This window comes from Azoarcus sp. Soil_N_20 (assembly GCF_057656155.1).
Window position 1 is genome coordinate 18,191 of sequence record NZ_JBDGKX010000021.1, and the last position, 20,214, is coordinate 38,404.

The 20,214-nt window shown below is 65.4% G+C and carries 17 protein-coding genes; 9 read left to right on the forward strand and 8 right to left on the reverse strand.

Features of this window, described 5'->3' with window-relative positions; translation table 11 throughout:
• Positions 1-115: 115 nt before the first annotated feature.
• Genes AC3A35_RS25280 through AC3A35_RS25300 form a run of 5 tightly spaced genes read right to left on the reverse strand, consistent with a single transcriptional unit; the run spans position 116 to position 4,401 of the window.
• Positions 116-940, reverse strand: coding sequence for an SDR family oxidoreductase (locus AC3A35_RS25280; protein WP_487439307.1), 825 nt, complete (start codon positions 938-940; stop codon positions 116-118).
• The gene (locus AC3A35_RS25285; RefSeq protein WP_487439308.1) at positions 937-1,545 is read right to left on the reverse strand and encodes a cysteine hydrolase family protein; all 609 of its coding nucleotides are present in this window, start codon (positions 1,543-1,545) and stop codon (positions 937-939) included. Before AC3A35_RS25285 ends, AC3A35_RS25280 begins: the two co-directional genes overlap by 4 nt.
• Positions 1,545-2,081, reverse strand: coding sequence for an aromatic-ring-hydroxylating dioxygenase subunit beta (locus tag AC3A35_RS25290; protein WP_487439309.1), 537 nt, complete (start codon positions 2,079-2,081; stop codon positions 1,545-1,547). Before AC3A35_RS25290 ends, AC3A35_RS25285 begins: the two co-directional genes overlap by 1 nt.
• Entirely contained in the window at positions 2,068-3,426 is a 1,359-nt protein-coding gene (locus AC3A35_RS25295) for an aromatic ring-hydroxylating dioxygenase subunit alpha (protein ID WP_487439310.1), read from the reverse strand. The genes AC3A35_RS25290 and AC3A35_RS25295 overlap by 14 nt, the downstream gene beginning before the upstream one ends.
• An 18-nt stretch (positions 3,427-3,444) precedes the next feature.
• On the reverse strand, positions 3,445-4,401 hold the full coding sequence (locus AC3A35_RS25300; protein ID WP_487439311.1) for a PDR/VanB family oxidoreductase: 957 nt from the start codon (positions 4,399-4,401) through the stop codon (positions 3,445-3,447).
• A gap of 255 nt (positions 4,402-4,656) precedes the next feature.
• Here AC3A35_RS25300 and AC3A35_RS25305 point away from each other — a divergent pair, with 255 nt between their 5' ends.
• The 7 genes from AC3A35_RS25305 (at position 4,657) to AC3A35_RS25335 (ending at position 12,270) form a co-directional block, all read left to right on the forward strand.
• Positions 4,657-5,577: a branched-chain amino acid ABC transporter permease gene (locus tag AC3A35_RS25305; protein ID WP_487439312.1), complete on the forward strand. Its 921-nt coding sequence runs from the start codon at positions 4,657-4,659 to the stop codon at positions 5,575-5,577.
• A gap of 2 nt (positions 5,578-5,579) precedes the next feature.
• Positions 5,580-6,590, forward strand: a complete 1,011-nt coding sequence (locus AC3A35_RS25310) for a branched-chain amino acid ABC transporter permease (RefSeq protein WP_487439313.1) — start codon at positions 5,580-5,582, stop codon at positions 6,588-6,590.
• Positions 6,587-7,336 (forward strand): ABC transporter ATP-binding protein, encoded by a 750-nt coding sequence (locus AC3A35_RS25315; RefSeq protein ID WP_487439314.1) that lies wholly within the window; start codon positions 6,587-6,589, stop codon positions 7,334-7,336. The genes AC3A35_RS25310 and AC3A35_RS25315 overlap by 4 nt, the downstream gene beginning before the upstream one ends.
• A complete protein-coding gene (locus AC3A35_RS25320; RefSeq protein WP_487439315.1) occupies positions 7,333-8,049 on the forward strand; it encodes an ABC transporter ATP-binding protein in 717 nt (238 codons plus the stop codon). The genes AC3A35_RS25315 and AC3A35_RS25320 overlap by 4 nt, the downstream gene beginning before the upstream one ends.
• 80 nt (positions 8,050-8,129) lie before the next feature.
• Entirely contained in the window at positions 8,130-9,308 is a 1,179-nt protein-coding gene (locus AC3A35_RS25325) for an ABC transporter substrate-binding protein (RefSeq protein ID WP_487439316.1), read from the forward strand.
• A gap of 214 nt (positions 9,309-9,522) precedes the next feature.
• The gene (locus AC3A35_RS25330) at positions 9,523-10,551 is read left to right on the forward strand and encodes an AraC family transcriptional regulator (RefSeq protein WP_487439317.1); all 1,029 of its coding nucleotides are present in this window, start codon (positions 9,523-9,525) and stop codon (positions 10,549-10,551) included.
• Positions 10,552-10,689: 138 nt separating this feature from the next.
• A complete protein-coding gene (locus AC3A35_RS25335) occupies positions 10,690-12,270 on the forward strand; it encodes a phytoene desaturase family protein (RefSeq protein ID WP_487439318.1) in 1,581 nt (526 codons plus the stop codon).
• Positions 12,271-12,520: 250 nt separating this feature from the next.
• Here the strand turns inward: AC3A35_RS25335 and AC3A35_RS25340 are convergent, their stop codons facing one another.
• Together AC3A35_RS25340 and AC3A35_RS25345 are read right to left on the reverse strand one after the other, a co-directional pair.
• The gene (locus AC3A35_RS25340; RefSeq protein WP_487439319.1) at positions 12,521-14,530 is read right to left on the reverse strand and encodes a diguanylate cyclase domain-containing protein; all 2,010 of its coding nucleotides are present in this window, start codon (positions 14,528-14,530) and stop codon (positions 12,521-12,523) included.
• Positions 14,531-14,539: 9 nt separating this feature from the next.
• Positions 14,540-15,094: a phasin family protein gene (locus AC3A35_RS25345; protein WP_487439320.1), complete on the reverse strand. Its 555-nt coding sequence runs from the start codon at positions 15,092-15,094 to the stop codon at positions 14,540-14,542.
• 907 nt (positions 15,095-16,001) lie between these two features.
• On the opposite strand from AC3A35_RS25345, the gene AC3A35_RS25350 reads away from it, so the two are divergent.
• Together AC3A35_RS25350 and AC3A35_RS25355 are read left to right on the forward strand one after the other, a co-directional pair.
• Positions 16,002-18,491, forward strand: coding sequence for a PAS domain-containing sensor histidine kinase (locus tag AC3A35_RS25350; RefSeq protein ID WP_487439321.1), 2,490 nt, complete (start codon positions 16,002-16,004; stop codon positions 18,489-18,491).
• Positions 18,488-19,117 (forward strand): response regulator, encoded by a 630-nt coding sequence (locus AC3A35_RS25355; protein ID WP_487439322.1) that lies wholly within the window; start codon positions 18,488-18,490, stop codon positions 19,115-19,117. The genes AC3A35_RS25350 and AC3A35_RS25355 overlap by 4 nt, the downstream gene beginning before the upstream one ends.
• Positions 19,118-19,168: 51 nt before the next feature.
• Here AC3A35_RS25355 and AC3A35_RS25360 read toward each other — a convergent pair whose 3' ends face one another.
• A complete protein-coding gene (locus AC3A35_RS25360; protein ID WP_487439323.1) occupies positions 19,169-20,185 on the reverse strand; it encodes an AraC family transcriptional regulator in 1,017 nt (338 codons plus the stop codon).
• Between the last annotated feature and the right edge of the window lie 29 nt (positions 20,186-20,214).

Here is a 20,214-nt window from a genome sequence, read left to right on the forward strand (position 1 = left end):
ACCGTCAGGCGCATTGCGCCAGGGTACGCCAAGCCGATCGCCGATCGCTGCTTGAGCATCCCCGAGGGCGCGCGGACAGGAGGCCGGCGCAGGATCACCTCCCCCGCCCGTCGCGCTACGGCGAGCCGTCGCGCACCGCGAGCCGCTCGAACCAGGTACGCGGCGAGATCCCCTGGTCCGGGCCCAGAATGGAAAAGCCGCCGTCAACCGCCAGATCCACACCGGTCATCCACGAGGCATCCTCGCTGGCGACAAAGGCGATGACTCGCCCCACCTCGTCACCGCGCCCGACCCGTCCGAGCGGGTGGAAGTGGGCCCCGACCGCGTCGGCCACCTCAGTGGAGCCTCCGCTCATGCGCTCGACCGCCGGCGACCAGGTCCATGCGGGCGACACCGACAGCACCCGAATGCCGCGCGGGGCAAGACTGACGGCGAAATTCCGGGTCACCTGGATGATGGCCGCTTTCGATGCCGGATAGACCGCCCGCCCGTCGGCGCCGAACTTGCCACCGGTACTGCCCAGGTTCACCACCACGCTGCCGCTCTTCATCCGCTCGGCCGCCTTCTGGGTGAAGATCGCCGCCGACACCAGGTTGACGTTGAGCGTGGCGAGCCACTGGGCACGACTGGAGGCCAGGCCCTGGTCGTCGTAGCTGCAGGCGTTGTTCACCAGCAGGTCGAGACGGCCGCAGGCGTCGAACACTTTGTCGATGCAGCGATCAATCGCCGCATCGTCGGTGATGTCGGTCTCGACGAAGGTGGCCGCGGCACCGATCGAGGCCGCCACGGCCTCCCCCGCCTCGCAGCCGCGGCCGACGAGAAAGACCCGGGCGCCGGCCGCAGCCAGCGAACGGGCGATGTCGGCACCCAAGCCCTGGGTGGCGCCGGTGATCACGGCCACCTTGCCGGCAAGCCGGGGATGGATCGAAGCCGGGTTCATGTGCCTGCCTCCTGGTCGAAGTGCGCGAATGTCAGATCCACCTCGCTGACCTCGGCGATCAGCCGCATGCTCGCGAGCGAGGCTTCATGCACGGCTCGATCGGCGGCTGCGCAGGCATCGGCGGCCACGCTCACCTCGAAGCCGCGGTCCGCCGCGTCGCGTACGGTGCTTTCCACCACGGAGTGGGTCGCCACGCCGGCAATGACGAGCCGGCGGGCGTCGAGCAGGCGCAGCAAGGGCTCCAGCTCGGTACCGTAGAAGGCGCTGATGCGGGTGTGCTTGACCACGAACTCGCGCGTATCGGGCAGCGGCGCCAGGGCGTCGAAGAAGGCGGCGCCCCATTCGCCCTCGCGCACCGCGCCGATCTCCGCCGTCTTCCTGAAGATGGGCGTGTTGCGCGCCAGATCGGCGTAGTCGGCGCGGAACGCGATGCGCACATGGACGATGGGCCACGAACGCGCCCGCGCGCCGGCGAGCAGCCGTCCGGCAGCAGCGATCAGCGCCGCACGCGCCGGGTCGCCGTCACCGAGGCCGACGCGGATGTGCCCCTCGGGATGGAGCACGTCGTTCTGATAATGGAGCGCGAGGACAACCGGCGCCGACATCAGATGAAGACCTCGAGATTGGCGAAGACATCGTCGCAGTTAACCAGGTTGACCCGCTTGAGCGCGATCTTCCAGCCTCCATCTTCGGTCGCTTCGAGCTTGTGATAGACCGCCCCGGCGAGCTGGCGCTGCTCGATCCGCCATTCGGTGAGCTGCAGCGTGGAACGCACGATCAGCCGCCCGCCGCCGTCCACGCCCTCGATCGCGATGTTGCCGATCAGGTGCGCGCTGCGGGTGAGTGGCTGCTGCGACCAGTTGCGCGCGTTCTCGACCCGGCGCACCCGCACTTCGCGCAGCATTCTGTCCTCCCAGAACAGCGACACCTGCTCGAAGGGGTTGGCCTGGTCGTGAAAGCGCGGCACCCAGTAGCGGCCGTCCTCGGTCCATAGCGCCAGCCAGTCGGCGAAGCGGCGTTCGTCGAGCAGCCGCGCCTCGTGAAACAGAAACTGTTCGACCCCGCGAACGGCCTCGGCCGACAGGCTGGCACCGGCGACCGGGCGGGTGGAAACATCGAAACCGCGATCAAGCAGCTGCATGGCCGGCCTCCTTGTTCGTCGCCTTGATGCCGGACGGTTGCCCGGGCGGGTTGGTCATGTACTGCTTCCAGGCCGCGAACTGGTTGCGCATCGGCAGTTCGCTGGTGCCATTGGTCGACACCATGCCGTCCTCGGTCGCGCGGTCGGTCCCGAGGTAGCGGTGCAGGCTGACCCAGTCGCCACCGCGGGTCCGGTTGCCCTCCTGGCAACGCTTGTACACTTCGACGTCGTCGGGCATCACGTTCGACGACGGCGAGTTGATCAGGTTGGCGTAGGTCAGCGCGCGGTCGAACACTTCCGCTGGCGCGCCCTTTAGGCGGAAAGTCTGGATCTCGATCAAGGTGCGGTCCACGCTGACCGGGCGGATCACGCGGAACTGCTGGAACACGTTATGCGGCGAACCGCTGCCGTAGATGATGGTGTTGTGGCGGTTCATGCCCAGAATCTCGGTCGCCCGCGCCTCGCCCCAGGCTTGGCTGAGCACCGCGAAATGCGCGCGCGACACCGGGTCACGGGTGGCGGCAGCGGGATCGAAGATGCCCTCCATGTAGCCGTGGCCGTTGTGATAGGCCCTCAGCTCGAGCTTTTCCCAGAACGCGTAGGGTTCGCCGTTACCGTCCATGATCAACAGCTCGAACGGCATCTCGCCGATTTCCTTCGCTTCCTCGCGCGCCGCGACGAAGGACGACTCATGCGTGATGCGGGCATGCATGGTGTCGTGCAGATTCTCGTAGAAGACCTTCCAGTTCGACTTCTGCATTACCCGGAACACGCCGCCGGCCACCTCCACCTCGCCCTCGGGCGAACGGTCGCACAGGTTGTCGATGGAGGACGCCGCGCCGCCGAGGAAGTGCTTCAGATCGGGCCCCTCGGCCGCCTGGCTGGCAAACACGAAGCCGCGGTAGCTGTCGACACGGGCCACCGCCTTCATCGAGAAGTCGGGGTTGGCCGGGTCGTAACAAGTGCCTTCCAGTCCGTTCTTGAGCGGCAGGGCCAGGTGCGAGCCGTCGAGTCTGAAGGTCCACGCGTGGTACGGGCAGCGGAAGAACTTGCCCGCACAGCCGTCGCCGTCGGCCACCAGTTTTGCCCCCTTGTGCGGGCAGCGGTTGTAGACCACGTGCACCTTGCGATCGGCCGCGCGCACCATGATCACGTCCTGGTCGCCGATTCGCGTGGTGTGGTAATCGCCCGTGTTCGCGACCTGGCTTTCATGGCCGACGTAGACCCACGCCTGGCCGTAGATCCGTTCCATCTCCAGATCGAAGATCGCGGGATCGGTATAGACGCGCTTGTGCACGCTGTCGGCGCGCACCAGTCCTGCGAGCGCATCGTTGGATAGAGTCATGCTGCTCTCCTCGGGTCGTTAAAGTTCGAGCACCAGTCGCGCCGACCGGGCCCGTGAAACACAGGTACAGAAGCCGCCGGCGTCGCGTTCGCGCGCGGACAGGCAGATATCGCGATGATCGGCGTCGCCCTCGAGCACCTGCGCCACGCAGATGCCGCATTCGCCACGGCGACAGTCGAACATGGTGTCCAGGCCGGCTGCCTCGATGACGTCCATCACCGTCTTGCCGACCGGTACTTCCAGGGTGACGCCGCTGCGTCTGAGTTCGACGCTGAACGGCCGGTCGCCAGCCGCATCGAGCGTGCCGGCGAAGAGTTCGCAATGCAGACAGGCTTCGTCCCAGCCGGCGGCGCGCGCGGCATCCAGCACCGCGCCGATGAATCCCTTGGGGCCGCAGACATATAGATGACGGCCTTCGACCGGCGCGCCGATCACCTCGGCAAGCGGCATGCCGCGCTCGGGATCGCCGCCGTCGAACCAGCAGCGCGCGTTCGGCAGCGCCTCGACCTCGGCGCAATAGGCGGCTTGCGCCGCGGAGCGGGCGGCATAGTGCAGCGCCGACACGGCCCCCTGTTGCGCCAGCGCGCGCGCCATGCACAGAATGGGGGTGATGCCGATACCGGCTGCCAGCAGCACGTGGCTGGCGGCGTCCTGCGCCAGCGGAAAATGATTGCGCGGCGTCGACGCCAGCAGCCGATCGCCCGGCCGTAGCGCATGCACCCAGCGCGAGCCGCCACTGCCCTGCTCCTCGAGCTGGACCGCAATCTCGTAGCAGCGGTCGCCCGCGGCCGGCGCGACCAGGGAATAGGCGCGGTGCAGGACGATCCCGTCCGTGGCGCCGGGCACGTGAAGCTCGATGTGGGCGCCCGGATCGTAACCGGGCAACGCCCCCCCGTCCGCCGCGACCAACTGCAGCCGACGGATGCGCGGTGCGAGCTGATCGATCCGCTCGACACGCAGTTCCAGTGTGGACATTGCAAGACTCCGTGATGTCAGCCGGGCACGAGAAAGTGCCGGCGAGGACCAATCTATTCACTCGCGGACGTCGGCAATAGCCAGTGCTGGCACGACCTGTCCGTATTTTGCATTTGCGCGCCGAATTGCCTGATTCGGACAGCCGCCAGCCCCTGCATGCCTATTCCGGATAGTTCCCGCACCCGAATTGCCGAAGAATCGGTTCCGGGCTGCGAGGATTCGCGGCGAAACGGAACGTGGAGGCAGGATTCTCGAATGGAAACGACTTTCGTCATCGAGCAATTGCTGAACGGGGTAGGCTACGGCCTCATGCTGTTCATGCTCGCCGCCGGGCTCACCCTGGTGTTCGGCGTCATGGACACGATGAACCTGGCCCACGGCACCCTGTTCATGCTCGGCGCCTACTTCGCGGCGACCGTACATGGGCTCAGCGACTCCTTCGTCCTCGCAGTGGTGCTTGGCGTGCTGCTGACGATGGCCGTGGGTGCGCTCCTCGAGTTCCTGCTGATGCGCCGCCTGTATGCACGCAACCATCTGAACCAGGTGGTGGCCACCTTCGGCGTCATCCTGCTCGCCGACGACTTCGTCAAATGGGCATGGGGCCCGGCGCCGGTGATGGCCTCGACCCCGCCCGGACTGGCCGGACCGCTCGAACTCGGCGGCGACCTGCTCTACCCGGCCTACCGCATCCTCATTCTCGGCGCCGGTTTGCTCGCCGCGGTGCTGCTTTACCTGGTGGTGAACCACACCCGGGTGGGCATGCTGGTCCGTGCCGGGGCCTCCAACCGGCACATGGCCGAAATGATGGGGGTGCGGGTGAGCTCGGTGTTCACCCTGATCTTCGTCATCGGTGCGGCGCTGGCCGGAGCAGCCGGCGCCTTGATGGGGCCGCTGACCTCGGTGCAGGTCGGCATGGGCGAGTCCATTCTGATTCCGGCGCTGGTGGTGATCGTGATCGGCGGCATCGGCTCGGTGCGCGGCTCGCTCATCGCCGCGCTGGTGGTCGGCATCGTCGACACCGCCGGGCGGGCCTTCATTCCGCCCCTGCTGCGCGAAATCGCCTCGCCGGCACTCGCGGCCGACGTGGGTCCAGCGCTGTCGAGCGTGGCCATGTACGTGCTGATGGCCCTGGTGCTGAGCTTCAAACCTTCCGGTCTGTTTCCCGCAAGAGGATGAACATGCAAGCAAACCCGACCTCCCCGCCGCTCCCCGGTCGTCCGGGCGCGGCCATGCTGCCCCTGGCCGCGCTGCTGGCTCTTTTCGCCGCGGTGCCGCTGCTCGCCCCGGCGCTGGGGCTGGACTACTACATCGGCTTTGCGATGCGCATGCTGATCGTGATGCTGATCGCGACCAGCCTGAACTTTCTGATGGGTTATGGCGGCCTGATCGCCCTCGGTCATGCGGGCTTCGTCGGCGTCGGCGCCTACGCCGTGGTTGCCCTGATGGAAGCCGGCATCTCGTCGGCCTGGCTGCTGTGGGCTGGCGCAATGGCCGCGGCCGCGGTGGTCGCCCTCGCGGTCGGCGCCATTTCGCTGCGGACGCGGGGCGTGTATTTCATCATGATCACCCTCGCCTTTGCCCAGATGCTCTACTACGTCGCGGTGTCGCTTCGCCGCTACGGCGGCGACGACGGCTACAACCTTGCCGTGCGCCCCTCGCTCGGTCCCGGGCTCGACGTCGCCGACGACCGCGTGCTGTACCTCGCCGTCCTGATCACCTGTACGCTGCTGTTCGCCTTCCTCTACCGGCTTGTGGGCAGCCGCTTCGGCCAGGCCATGATCGGCATTCGCGACAACGAAGGCCGGATGCGCGCACTCGGCTACCCGACCTACCTGCTCAAACTTCAGGCCTTCGTCCTCACCGCCGCCATCGCGGGGCTGGGCGGGGCCATGATGGTGACGCAGAACGGCTTCATCAGCCCGTCCAGCCTGCACTGGTCGCAGTCGGCCGTGTTGATCGTGATCGTCGTCCTGGGGGGCTTGGGCCACCGCTGGGGCGGAGTGGTCGGTGCCGCCGTCTGGGTCAGCCTCGAGGAGCTGCTGCGCCAGCTCACCGAATACTCGCACTGGCCGCTGGGTGCGCTGCTGATCGCCATCATCCTGTTTGCCCCCGACGGCCTGTCGGCGCTGACAGGACGCCGCTCGGGGCAGCCAAGACGCCGCCTCCTCCTGCGCTGGAGATCGGCATGAGCCTCTTCTCCGCCACCGGTCTGGTGAAGCAATTCCGCGGCTTATGCGCAACCGACCACGTCAGCATCGAGGTCGCCCATGGGGAAGTACACGCCCTGATCGGCCCCAACGGCGCGGGCAAGAGCACCCTGGTCAACCTGATCTCGGGCATGTTACCCGCCGACGCCGGCAGAATCGTGCTCGACGGCATCGAGCTCACCCGCCTCGCTCCGCACCAGCGCGTGCGCGCCGGGCTGTCGCGCTGCTTCCAGGTGACCAACCTGTTCAACAAGGCGAGCGTTCGCGACAACCTGCGGCTGGCCGTGCAGGCGCATCGCGGCAGCAGCTTCTCCGTCTTCGGCCAGCGCGATGCCGAATCCGGGATCAATGCCGAAGCCGAGGCCCTGTCCCGTCAGGTCGGGCTGGAACACGCGCTCGATCGCAGCGCGGCCAGCCTCCCGCACGGGGCCCAGCGCCAGCTCGACATCGCCCTCGCCCTGGCCGCGCGCCCCAAGCTGCTGCTGCTCGACGAGCCCATGGCGGGCATGGGGCCCGACGAATCGGCGCGAGTCGTGGAGCTGATCGGCGAGCTGCGCAAGGGCATGGCCATCCTGCTGATCGAGCACGACATGGACGCGGTGTTCCGGCTTGCCGACCGTATCTCGGTGCTGGTCTACGGCCGGGTGCTGGCCAGCGGCAGCGTGGATGCGATCCGCGCTGATCCCGATGTGCAGGCCGTCTATCTCGGCACCGGAGAACACGCATGAACAGTGAAGCCCTGCTCACCTGTTGCAACATCCAGGCCGGCTACCACGGCAGCAAGGTTCTTTTCGACCTCAGCCTCGCGATCCGGCCCGGCGAGGTGATCGGCCTGCTCGGACGCAACGGCATGGGCAAGAGCACCACGATCAAGACCCTCATCGGCGCCCTCGCGCCGTCCCAGGGCGAGATCCGCTTCGACGGCAGGCAGATCGGCGGCATGAAGATGGATGCGATCGCCCGCCTGGGCGTGGCAACCGTGCCCGAAGGTCGCCAGTGCTTTCCCAACCTCTCGGTGCGCGAGCATCTGACCGCCTTCGCCGAGAACCGCAGCGGCCTCGCCGAACCGTGGACGCTGGAGCGCATCTACGCGCTTTTTCCGCGCCTTGCCGAGCGGGCGCAGAACATGGGCGACCAGCTTTCGGGCGGTGAACAGCAGATGCTTGCCATCGGCCGGGCACTCTCCACCAACCCCCGCCTGCTGATCCTCGACGAGGCGACGGAGGGGCTCGCGCCGCTGATCCGCGAAGAGATCTGGCGCTGCATCGCTGCGCTCAAGGCCCGCGGTCAGACCATCCTGATCGTGGACAAGTACGTCGAACGGCTGGTCGGCCTCGCCGACCGCCACCTGATCCTCGAACGCGGTCGCGTGGTGTGGAGCGGCAGTTCCGCCGAACTCGATGCCAACCGTGATCTCTGGCATCGCTATATGGGCATCTGAATCGCTCACCCGCAGGCCGCGACGTCGAACGCCGAAACTCAAACATCTGCCCGTTCATCCCCAACCCCAGGAGCCACATCATGAAAACACAGCTCGCCCGTCTTGCCGCCACCTTTGCTGCGCTTGGATTGCTCGGCGCACCCGCACTGGCCGCAGACGAGATCCGGATAGGCTTTCTCACGACGCTCTCGGGGCCGGGCGGCGCCCTCGGCACCGACGTGCGCGACGGATTCAAGCTCGCCCTGACCCATACGGGGGACAAGTTCGGCGGTCTTCCGGTCGCCCTCAGTGTCATGGACGATCAACAGAACCCGCAGACCGGTCGCCAGAATGTCGAGCGTTTCCTGAAGCGTGACAAGGTCGATCTGATCACCGGCGTCGTATTCTCGAACGTGCTGCTGCCGGTATTGCCGGAGATCCTGAAGAACGGGACCGTCTACCTGTCCACCAACACCGGTCCGCGCGACTACGCCGGCGAAAAGTGCGATCCGAACTTCTTCGCCCTCGCCTGGCAGAACGAGGACATCCCCGCGGCAATGGGCAAGTTCGCCACCGAGAAGGGGTACAAGCGGGTGGCCATGATCGCGCCCAACTACCCCGGCGGGCGCGAGTCGCTCGATGGCTTCAAGCGCCTGTACAAGGGCGAGATCGTGGAGGAGATCTTCACCAAGCTCGGGCAGCTGGACTACGCGGCCGAACTCGCCACCATCCGCGTCGCCAAACCCGACGCGGTGTTCTTCTTTCTCCCCGGCGGCATGGGGGTGAATTTCATCAAGCAGTTCGACGGTGCCGGCCTGGGCAGACAGATGGCGCTGCTGGCCCCGGGCTTCTCGGCCGACGAGGACACCATCAAGGCCGTGGGCGAATCGATCGTCGGGCTCTACAACGCATCACAATGGGCCGCAGATCTCGACAATGCACCAAACAAGCGCTTCGTCGCCGACTTCGTAGAGACCTATGGCCGCATCCCGACCATGTACGCCGCCCAGGCCTACGACGCGGCCCTGCTGATCGACAGTGCGGTGGCCAAGGTCGGCGGGCGCATCGAGGATGCCGCAGCCTTCCGCAGCGCGCTCAAGGCCGCCGAATTCTCGTCCATCCGCGGCAAATTCCGCTTCAACACCAACCAGTACCCCATCCAGAATCTGTACATGCGCGAGGTGTACAAGGACGCGAGCGGAAAGGTGAGCAACCGCACGGTGGGCACGGTGCTCGAGGATCACGCCGACCCCTTTGCCGCCGAGTGCCCGATGAGGTGATCACACGCACCCGAGCGAGGCCCGGATGTTAGCGAGCCCGTTGCACCGCCCACAGCCGGGCGGTGCAACGGGCTCTTTTCTTGCTTTTTAACTTCGTCGGACCAAAAGGTATGCAGATTTTATTTACATCTAAATTAATAACGTATTATCTTTTTACGCACCCGCCGAATTCACGCGGAACGTCGGCAACATTGACACTGGAGGCAGACCGATAATGAATGTTTCGCCGAGCCTGGACCTGTCGAAAATCTATGGCCATCCTGTGTTTCGCTCGCATTCGGCAATCGAGTCGCGTGAAGAGTTGAGCAAGGCGATCACCGCACACGAGTTGCGCTGGGGTCGCGGCGACGTCTCCACCTCGCTCTACCGGCGCGAACTCAGCCGCATCAGCCTGATGATTCTGAGCTACGGAGCCGAGGTCGAAGTCCAGCCGGATGCGTTCAAGGACTTCGTACTGGTCCAGATGCCGCTGCGCGGCATGGCCGAGATCGAATCCGACGGGATCAGCATCTGCCTGAACAGCGGTGAAGCCGCCGTGGTGGCCCCGAAACACAGCATCCGCCTGTTGTGGCAGCCGGGCTGTGAACAACTGATCCTGAAGCTTCCGACCGCGCTTTTGCGCCAGGTGTCCTGTCACACCTGCGCGCTCAGTCACTGTCCCCCAGCCAAGGCGGGCTGTGACCCATGGATCGACCCCGTGTTCAAGATTGGGGCCGGCATCGCCCCCCAGTGGCACGCCTTGCTGCAACAACTTGTGTCGCTGCTGCCGTCCGGAGCGCCCGAAGACCTCCATCCGGCCTGGCTCAATCAGTTCGAGCAAACCGCGGCCCTGTTCCTGCAAGCCCACCAGCCTTCCGTGCTCGAACGCGACACCCGCGCGACCGGGGAGCTGAGCGAACTGCCAGTCTCATCCGGCGCGGCGAAGGCGCGCCTGGACCAGTTGGAGAACTACATCCGCAGCCGCCTGTTCGCACCGATCTCGCTGGCCGATCTCGCCCGCGCCGCAGGCGTGAGCCCGCGTACGCTGAACGTGCTCTGTCACCGCCACCACGGCGTGGCCCCGATGATCCTGCTGCGCAATCTGCGCCTCGAAGCCGCCCGCCACAAGCTGCAATCCAGCCCGGGCGTCAGCGTCACCGAGGTGGCGCTGGAGTATGGCTTCGGCCACCTCGGCCGTTTTTCCGCCTACTACCGCGAACGCTACGGCGAGTTGCCGCGGCAAACCGGCCCGCTGCGGCACTGAACACCCGACACGCCACACGCGGTAGCGACCTGCACCCGGGAATGTGCGAAAAGCGGATACAGATCGGCGGGTAACGGATATTTTCCTCGCGCCCGCGGCGGCACTCTGATCGCAGTGCCACCCAATGAGATCTGAGCGATGAGCAAATACGATGCAATCATCGTCGGCAGCGGGATCAACTCCCTCGTCTGCGCCGGCGTGATGTCCAAACGCGGCAAGAAGGTCCTCGTCCTCGAACGCGAAGCGGTGCTCGGCGGCTGTATCCGCAGCGAGGCCCTGACCGCGCCCGGCTACCTGCACGACACCTTGTCCACCGCCCACTCGCTGTTCGTCACCTCGCCCGGCTATGCCGAGCTCAAGGACGCGCTGCACGCCAACGGCTTGGCCTACGCCAACAACGCCACCCCCACCGGGGTGCTGCTGCCCGACGGCCGCTCGCTGGTGATGGGGCGCGAGCGCGCGGCCAACATCGCGGCGATGAACGCGCTCGTCGCCGGCGACGGCGACGCCTGGGGCGAAGGCATGGCCTTCGTCGAGCACAACGCCGAGCTGATCTTCTCGCTGCTCGGCAACGAGCTGTGGAGCTCCAGCGTGGGCAAGATGATGCTCGGCAAGGTGTGGAAACAGGGCGCGCACGAGACGCTGGCCTTCTTCGGCCCGGCGATGCAGAGCTGCCGCGCCTGGCTGGAGACGCAGTTCCAGTCCGAGCTCGTCCGCGCCCTGCTCGCGCCGTGGGTGCTGCACACCGGGCTCGGGCCGGAGAGCCCGATGTCGGCGCTGATGGCCCGCGTCATCGCCTTCACCCTGGAGGGCGTCGGCCTGCCGCTGGTCAAGGGCGGCAACGCGCGCACCGTGGATGCCTTCCGTACGCTGGTCGAGCAGGCCGGCGGCCGCTTCGAGACCGATGCCGATGTCGCCGAAATCCTGGTCGAAGGCGGCAAGGCGCGCGGCGTGCGCACTGGCGACGGGCGCGTGTTCGAGTCGAAGCAGGTAATCTGCAATGTCACTCCGACCCAGCTCTACGGCCGCCTGCTCACCAACGGCGACGCCTCGCCGCCGCTGCGCCGCCAGGCGAAGGAGTACCGCTACGGCAAGGGCAACATGCAGATCCACCTCGCGCTGTCCGAGCGCCCGCAGTGGGCCGACCCGGCGCTGGGTGATGTCATCTACCTGCACCTGACGCCCGGGCTGGACGGGGTGTCGCGCGCGGTCAACGAAGCCGAGCGCGGCCTGCTGCCGGCCGAGGGCACGGTGTGCGTGTGCCAGCCCTGTGCGGTCGACCCTACACGTGCGCCGCAAGGCGGCTGGGTGATGTGGATCCAGCTGCCCGAGTGCCCACGCACGATCCGTGGCGACGCCGCCGGCGAGATCGTCACGCCGGCCGAGGGCCGGTGGACCGCCGAGATCGCCGACCGCTACGCCGACCGTGCGATCGACCGCATCGCCGCCCATGTGCCGAACCTCCGGGCCTGCATCGTCGGGCGCAAGGTGATCTCGCCCGCCGACCTCGAGCGGATGAACATCAACCTGGTCGGCGGCGACCCCTATTCCGGCGAGTGTTCGGTGGACCAGTACCTGTTCTGGCGCCCGATCCGCGGGGTCAAGGACCACACGACGCCGGTCAAGGGCTTGTACCACATCGGCGCCTCGACTCATCCGGGGCCGGGCCTGTCGGGCGCATCGGGCTTCCATGTCGCCAACGCGCTGGCCAGACGCTGACCCGGGAACATATCTACCAGCGGCGCAACCGGCGACCGAGCTGCCTTCTGCGCAAGGCCGCTGCCCGCACACCGATCGCATCGGATGCTTGCAACCGTGGGGGCAAGACTCCGCGTCGCCTGGCAGCTTGCAGGGCTGCCCGCTCGGCCGCAGGAGCCAGGACCTGGCTGCGCGAATTACCACCTGAGGCGGGTCGAAACCCGTCCTGCCGGAACACAGACCGGCGCAGTCGTTTCGGTCCCTGCGCCCCTCAGGATCGGTCGCTGCCTCCATTGAACACCTGGTAATGATTTCGTCCCGACTGTTTGGCCCGATACATGGCCTCGTCGGCGTGGCGCATCAACTCGTCGATCTCAACACCATCCTGCGGATACAGGGTGATGCCAATGCTGGCGGAAACCTGCAACGCCGTCCCGCCCGCGTCCACCGGGTCGGCAGCCGCCTGAAGCAGTCGGTCGAGCACGGGCGTGCAGTCTGCGAACTGCTTCAGATCCACCAGCACCGCGACGAATTCGTCACCGCCGACGCGCGCCAGCGTATCGCCTTCGCGCAGCGCCGCCTTCATCCGCTGGGTCAGGGCGATCAACATCTCGTCGCCGACATGGTGTCCGTATTCATCATTCACCGCCTTGAATCCGTCCAGATCGAGATAGACCACGGCAACGGAGTCCCCATGGCGCTGACTCTGCACCATGGCGTGGCGCAGGCGGTCGACCAGCAGCAGGCGATTGGGGAGCCTCGTCAATGAATCGTAGTGCGCGATACGCTCGAGTTGCTGCTGTTGCTCCTTGATGCTGGTCACATCCGAGAACAGGGCGACATAGCTATGCACCTGGCCGTTGGTATCATGCACCGCGCGGATGGTCATCATCTCGGCGTACAACTCACCGTTCTTGCGCCGATTCCATATGTCGCCACACCATTGGCCCTCTCGCGCCAGCGCCAATCGCATCTCGGCGTAGAACTCCGGCCCCTGCCGTCCGGAATTGAGCATGCGCGGGTTCTGACCCAGCGCCTCGTCGCGGCGATAGCCGGTGATCCGCGTGAAGGCCTCGTTGACCTCGATGATGGTGCCCTCGGCGTCGGTCACCATGATCGCTTCGCTGGCGTGGGAAAATGCACGGGCGGCGAGTTGCAGATGATCTTCTGCCGTGGTTCTTTCGATCGCGAGCGCGGCGAGCCGGACCTGGTCCTCGACCTGCTTCAATTCGGCGTCCGACGGCTGGGTGGCGTGGCTGAAGTAAACGGCAAGGGTGCCGAGTACGGTGCCGTCGCCCGACAGGATGGGCTGTGACCAGCTCGCCCCGAACCCTGCCTTCCGGGCGTGATCGGGAAGCGGTGCCCAATAGTGGTCGGTTTCGCTGTCCACGATAACGACGCGCTTGCCGGCCGGCGTGCCGCAGGACCAGACGCCCGGGATCATGAACAGGCCGTCGACAATCACGCCGTCGCGGGCCGGCGCACTGCGCGCGACGCTGTGCTCCAGGTGGGTGTCTTCCGCGTCGAGCAGGAAGATAGTGCAGACCATTCCCGGATTCGCCTCCTCCACCTGACCGGCGATGGTGTCCAGCACCATCACCAGCGGCTTCTTGGCGATCAGCATCTCGAGCACGCGGTTGTGATGCCGGGTCTGCATTTCGGCCTGAATCCGTGCGCTGATGTCGACCACGACTGCATAGCAGGACTGGCCGTCGGCTGACAGCTCGCCCTCGATGCGCACGGTCCGTCCCGGTGCACCCTTTGCCGCCAGCCGCACTTCGCATGGACGATCGGCCCGGGCAGCAAAAACGGCTTCCAGAAACGCATTGAAGATCTTCAGGTCGGCCTGGACCACGAATGTCCCGAAGCATCGTCCGGTCAAGCGCGCCGGCTCCACGTTCAACAGGCGGGCGCCACCCGGATTCGCTCGCGTGACGGCGCCATTCCGTTTCAGCGTGAAGTGCCCCGCGGGCGCGAACTCCCGAAGTCCGGGCGCGGGCGACATCCGTTCGTTTCTCTGCCCTCTGGCCTTGCGCACTTTCTTGTCCTGTCTGTCCAGATCGATCGGGCTGGCGCATCGCTCACGATCGAGACCCGGCGGGACGCTCCGGTCGGCAACACTTCGTCTCGCGCCGTAATGCTGCGCGGTGGTATTGGATGCGCTATCCGGTTTCACGTCGCCCCCTCCGCTCCCTCTTAGTCCGCAATGCGGCACAGAGTCCCAAAAAGAGCAGAAAAAAAAGCCCCTGTCGATCAGGGGCTCAAAGCACAGGCCGATCAAACCGCTCGCTTAAGCGGCCTTCTTCGACACTTTGGATTCCGACCTGGCAACCGCGACCATCGGCTCCAGGGCACTGCTCGCTGCGGCCAGATTGCTTTCGGCAATCTCGCTGGTCGTCCGGATCATGTTCTCGTAGGCTTCGGTCATGGTGCCGAGCGCGCTCTTGACCTGTTCGACGACCTCGGCCGTACCCTTCGGCCCCGACTTCGCCATGTCGTCGAGCATCGCGCTCACCGACTGGTTGAGCTCGCTGATCCGCTCGACGTTGAGCTGGGCGAACTCGGACTGGGTCTTCAGGCAGATTCCGCTCACGTTCCGGAGGTAGTCGCTGGTCAGTTCCAGCGTCTTGGCCGGCGACTTGAACTGCGCCGTCATCTGCTCGACCGTGCTGCCGCTCGTCGGCTTGGCGATGTTCGCCGTGTACGAGCGAAGCACGTTCAGGTTGAGCGCAAGCAGTTGCTCGGATGCATTCAGGGCGACATTGACCATCGACTTGAGCGCTTCTCCGTTGGCGTTGGCCACTTCAGAGAACTTTTCTTGCAAGGGAGTAACTGATTTGAACATGCGATTTCCTCATCTGGAAAAGTGAAGGGAGCCCGTCATTTCCGGACAACATCCGGTCCTGCCGAGACCCCCGGTTTTGACGACCTGCCAGACAGCAGGTCTTCAGCCAAGCATCAACGCCCTACAACTCCCGTCGCGCAGTGTCCTTGGTGCACCATGCACCGAACTCTTCCTACGCCGCCGTCATTGAGAAGACGGACTGGTGAGAAAAATGCGGCACGAATGCCTGTGCCGAACGTATCCATCCAACTGACCGCACCGGCGGCGGTTCGGCACGCTCCACCAACAAGCCCAGCGCCAGTGCGCTGGTCCGAATGAAACGCGCCTCCACCTCACTGCGAAACGGGCCGAGCAACACGGGCTGCGGGTTGCTCCGTCCGCGAACTCTTTTCTGGCTGGATCTTCTGGTCACCCCGGGGACCACAAGGTAGTAGCCGGGAAGCGGCGAATCCGGGCCGCTCTGCTCATGAACCGGACGATCCTGGTGCGCGACCGCGACGAACCTGTTCTGTAAGCCTTGCAAGATGTGTCTCCTCCACCTGGCGCCTCTGTGGGCACTCTGTCTCGTATCTGATCCGGCCGCCTTCGACACCCCTTGTTCGGCGTCGCTCGGCCCTGTTGCGGGGGTCAGCTTCGGTACTGCCGTTGTGCAGATCGCTGTCTTTTTGCCCGCGTATGAATTCTGGTTCCTCAGGGCATCGGAGTCTGTCGGGTCAACGCTGAATCTGCATCAGAATCAGCGTAAGCAGACATCAGAATTTTCCTACAGCCATCTCCGACTTTCCACGACGGATTCTCTTGCATCGAACATTGCAGTACCCTAAAACCGTGTCGTTGCAGTTCCACCGTCGGTCGTCGAATTGCATGCGGCATCGCTGCATACCACAGCGTCCGATGGAGTTTGGTCATGACCACGAAGCACGCCCGCCTGGACCCTGTTTCGCCCTTGCACACCACCGAACCCGGTGCAAACCCTGCGGATTGCGGCCCTGCGTCGGTGGCCGAATCGGCCGAGGCGCTGGTGCAGCAACTGGACATCCATCGGCTCGAACTCGGCGCGCAGAACGAAGCCTTGCTGGAGATCCAGCAGGCGCTGCAGGAATCCCGGGATCGCTACGCCAGTCTCTTCGACAACGCCCCGGTTCCCTATCTGATGCTCGACGAAGCGGGCACGATTTCCGAGATCAACCTTCCGGGCGCTGCACTGCTCGGCGAGGACCGCAGCCAGTTGCTCAAGCGCCGATTCACCGATTTTCTGCTGCCCGAGGCGGTCAGCCGCTGGCGCCGCTATGTGGACCATGAAATCGGCCAGGAGGGGCGGCGGTATTGCGACCTGCAGCTCCGCCGCGGCGGCAACGCCTTTTGGGCACGACTGGCCGGTTGTCGTTTCGCCGAGCCGGGCGGCCGCGCGGTGGTGCGACTCGGCCTCGAAGACATCTCCGAACGCAAACAACTGGAGCAGGCGCTGCGCGACACCACCGCCGATCTGCAGCGTGCGCAGGCGGTGGCGCAGGTGGGAAGCTGGCGCTTCGCAGTCGGCAGCGGCAATCTGACCTGGTCCACCGAAAGCTATCTGATCTTCGGTATCGCCCCGGGAACGAAGCTGAGCTACGAGCGTTTCCTCGACACCGTTCACCCGCAGGATCGTGTCTTTGTCGACAATTCGTGGCGAGCCGCGCTGCGCGGCGAACCGTACGACATCGAACATCGCATCATCGTCGGCGACGACGTGAGATGGGTACGGGAGCGGGGCGAGCTCGAATTCTCCGCCGAAGGCAGGCTGGTCAGCGGCTTTGGAACGGTGCAGGACATCACCGAGCGCAAGGTCGCGCGAGAAGCCCTGGCGCAGAAGGAGCGTTACCAGCGCGCCCTGCTCGACAACTTTCCATTCCTGGTGTGGCTGAAGGACACCGAAAGCCATTTTCTGGCCGTCAACGACCACTTTGCGCGCATGTTCGGCGCCGACAGTGCCGACAGTCTGGTCGGCAAGACCGATTTCGATGTCGTCCCGGCCCACGTGGCCAAGGGCTACCAGGCCACCGACCAGCAGGTGCTTGCCTCACGCCAGCAGGTGACGCTCGAGGAGAAGATCCCCGGAGAAAACCCGTCCTCGGCCAAGTGGTTCGAAACCTACAAGGCGCCGGTATTCGACGATCGTGGCGGTCTGCTCGGCACCGTGGGTTTCGCGCGCGAAATCACTGCCCGCAAGCGCACGGAGGAGAGCCTGCTGCGCGTCAACGACATCCTCGAGGAACAGGTCGCCGAGCGCACCGCGGAAGCCGAGGAGCGGGCCCGGGCGCTGTTCGAATCCGAGCGTTTCTTCCGCGCGACGATCGACGCCCTCCCGTCCATCCTGTGCGTGCTCGACGAGCGCGGCCGCATCGTTGCGGTCAACAAGGCCTGGCGCCAGTTCGCCGCAGCCAACGGCGGCAACCCCGATCAGGTCAGCGAAGGCGCCGACTATCTCGCCGTGTGCGATGTTGCGGTGAGCCAGTCGGAGGAGACCGCGCGCGAAGTTGCGAACGCCATCCGTAAAATTCTGGCCGGCCGGCGGCGGGAGCTCGTACTGGAGTACGAGTGCAGCTCGCAGTCCAGGCAGCGCTGGTTCGAAATGACGATATCGCGCTTCGCCGGCGAAGGGCCGGTGCGCCTGGTCGTGGTACACGACGACATTACCGAGAGCAAACTGCTGGCGGCCGAGCAACGCGAAACCGCGGCGCGGCTGAAGCGCCTCGCCGCCCACCTAGAATCGGTGCGCGAGGAACAATGTGCCACCATCGCACGCGAAATCCACGACGAACTGGGCGGCACCCTGACCATGCTCAAGCTCAGCCTGGCCACCGCCAAGGACGACCTGAGCGAATCGGCGCCCATGATTGCGCGCGTACAGGGCATGCTCGAGCAGGTCGATTCCGCCCTGCAGACGGTCAAGCGCATCGCGTCCAATCTGCGTCCCGCAATGCTCGACGCGCTCGGGCTGATCCCCACGATCAAATGGCATGCCGAACAGTTTTCGCGCCTGACCGGGATTGCCGTCGACCTGCACATGCCCGACTATGTGCGCCTGTCGGCAAGCGGCAATATGGGCGTGTACCGCATCGTCCAGGAAGGCCTGACCAATGTGGCCAAGCACTCGGGTGCGACCAAGGTGAAGATCACCCTGCTCAAGCACAAGGGACATCTGATCGTCCGCATTGCCGACAACGGCATCGGACTGCCCGACGACAGCACCCGCAGATATGATTCATTCGGTGTGATCGGCATGCGCGAACGTGCTCAGAATCTCGGCGGCCAACTGTCGCTGACCGGAACGCGACTGATCGGAACCCAATTGACATTGCGTATCCCGCTCAATGGCGGCACAACACCCAATCCGCAACGAGATAGCCAAGCATGATCAAGATCCTGATTGCAGATGACCACGCCGTGGTGCGCAGCGGTCTGCGCCAGTTCCTTGCCGCCACCGAAGACTTCGAGATTGCTGCCGAGGCCGCCACCGGTGGCGAAGTGCTCGCACTGCTGGAGTCGGTCCAGCCCGACGTCGTGCTGCTCGACATCACCCTGCCCGACCTGAACGGGCTCGAGGTCCTCAAGCGCATCAAGCAGACCCGACACGGATTGCCGGTGCTGATCTTCAGCATGTTCTCGGAAGACGAATTCGCGCTGCCCGCGCTCAATGCCGGCGCCTCCGGCTTCCTGAACAAGGACAGCCCGCCGGCGCAAATCCTGATCGCCATCCGGACCGTCGTCGGCGGTACCCGATATGTGAGTCCGGCGCTCGCCGAGCGCCTGCTCGCCGGCACGGTATCGACCGGCATCCGCCAGCCCCACGAAACCCTCTCCGACCGGGAGATGGCCGTCCTGCTGCTACTGAGCAAAGGCGTTTCGCTCACCAAGATCGGTGAGCAGCTGCACCTGAGCGTGAAGACGATCAGCACCTACCGCGCCCGCATCCTGGAAAAAATGGCGATGCATTCCAACGCCGAAATCACCCGCTACGTGCTTCAGCACAAGCTCGGCTGAAGGGTCGCGCGCCGCACGCCCGGCACACCCCGTTGGACAAGCGCCATGGTGTCAGCGCTGTAGGGTAAGCGACGGACTTTCACCGAAGCTGCGCTTGTAATCGACGGTAAAGTGTCCCAGATGGGTGAAGCCCCAGCGTACGGCGATGCAGGTCACCGTGGTGGTATCCGGCGATGCCCTGAGCAGATCCTCGCGCACCCGCTTCATGCGGACGTCCTTGAGCCATTGCATCGGCGTGGTGTTGCGGTACTTGCGGAACCCGGCAAACAGCGACCGCGTGCTCACGCCCGCATACTCGGCAAGTTCGCCGATGGTCAGCGGCTCCTGCGCGTTTTCTTCGATGAACCTTTCCACCCGCTTGACGAAATGCGGCGCAACGGTCGGACCGTCGTCGCCCAGACGTTCGGAGTAGTTGTGAGGCTGGCTGAGCAGCAAGGTGGTGATCACCATCTGCTCGATCTGGGCGGAGAACAGCGGTGAATCGAGAATGGCCGCGCCCTCCCCGCGCTCCTGGCCGACCTCCTCGTAGAGCCAGTTCATCAGGCGCACCCACGACAGGCAGCGCGGCTCGAGCAGCGACATGTGCGGCAGAAATTCGACCGGCTGCTTCAGCTCCCCGCCCAGGTGCTGACGGCAATGGCGCTCGAGCACCTCGCGATCGATCCGGATGAAGAGCTTGTCGGTGTCGGCTCCGTGGCACATGCTCAATGACAGGGTGGGGCTCAGCACCGAAGCGACGTCCGGCGTGGAATTGACCGTGTGCCGGCCATGCTCGATGACTTCCCCCCCGCAGATCGGCATCTGGATCAGGGCAAAGCTCTGCAGACATCCCGGATCGATCGCCACGCTCGCGCCGTAGCGCATGCGCCCGACGCCGATTCCACGGATGGGCCGATAGTACATTTCGGCGCCGAGTTTCCCACCGCTGCCCATGACCCGCAAACGGTGGTCGCAGAACACGCGGGAGACATGATTGCGTGCCTCCTCCAGATCCGAAGTGCGGAAGAAGGGGAAGTTTGCCAGGGTCGGGCCCGAAGCATCCCGTCCGAAATGGTGCCTTGTCTCCATGGAGCCCTCCTCCAGTGTCTCCTGCCTGC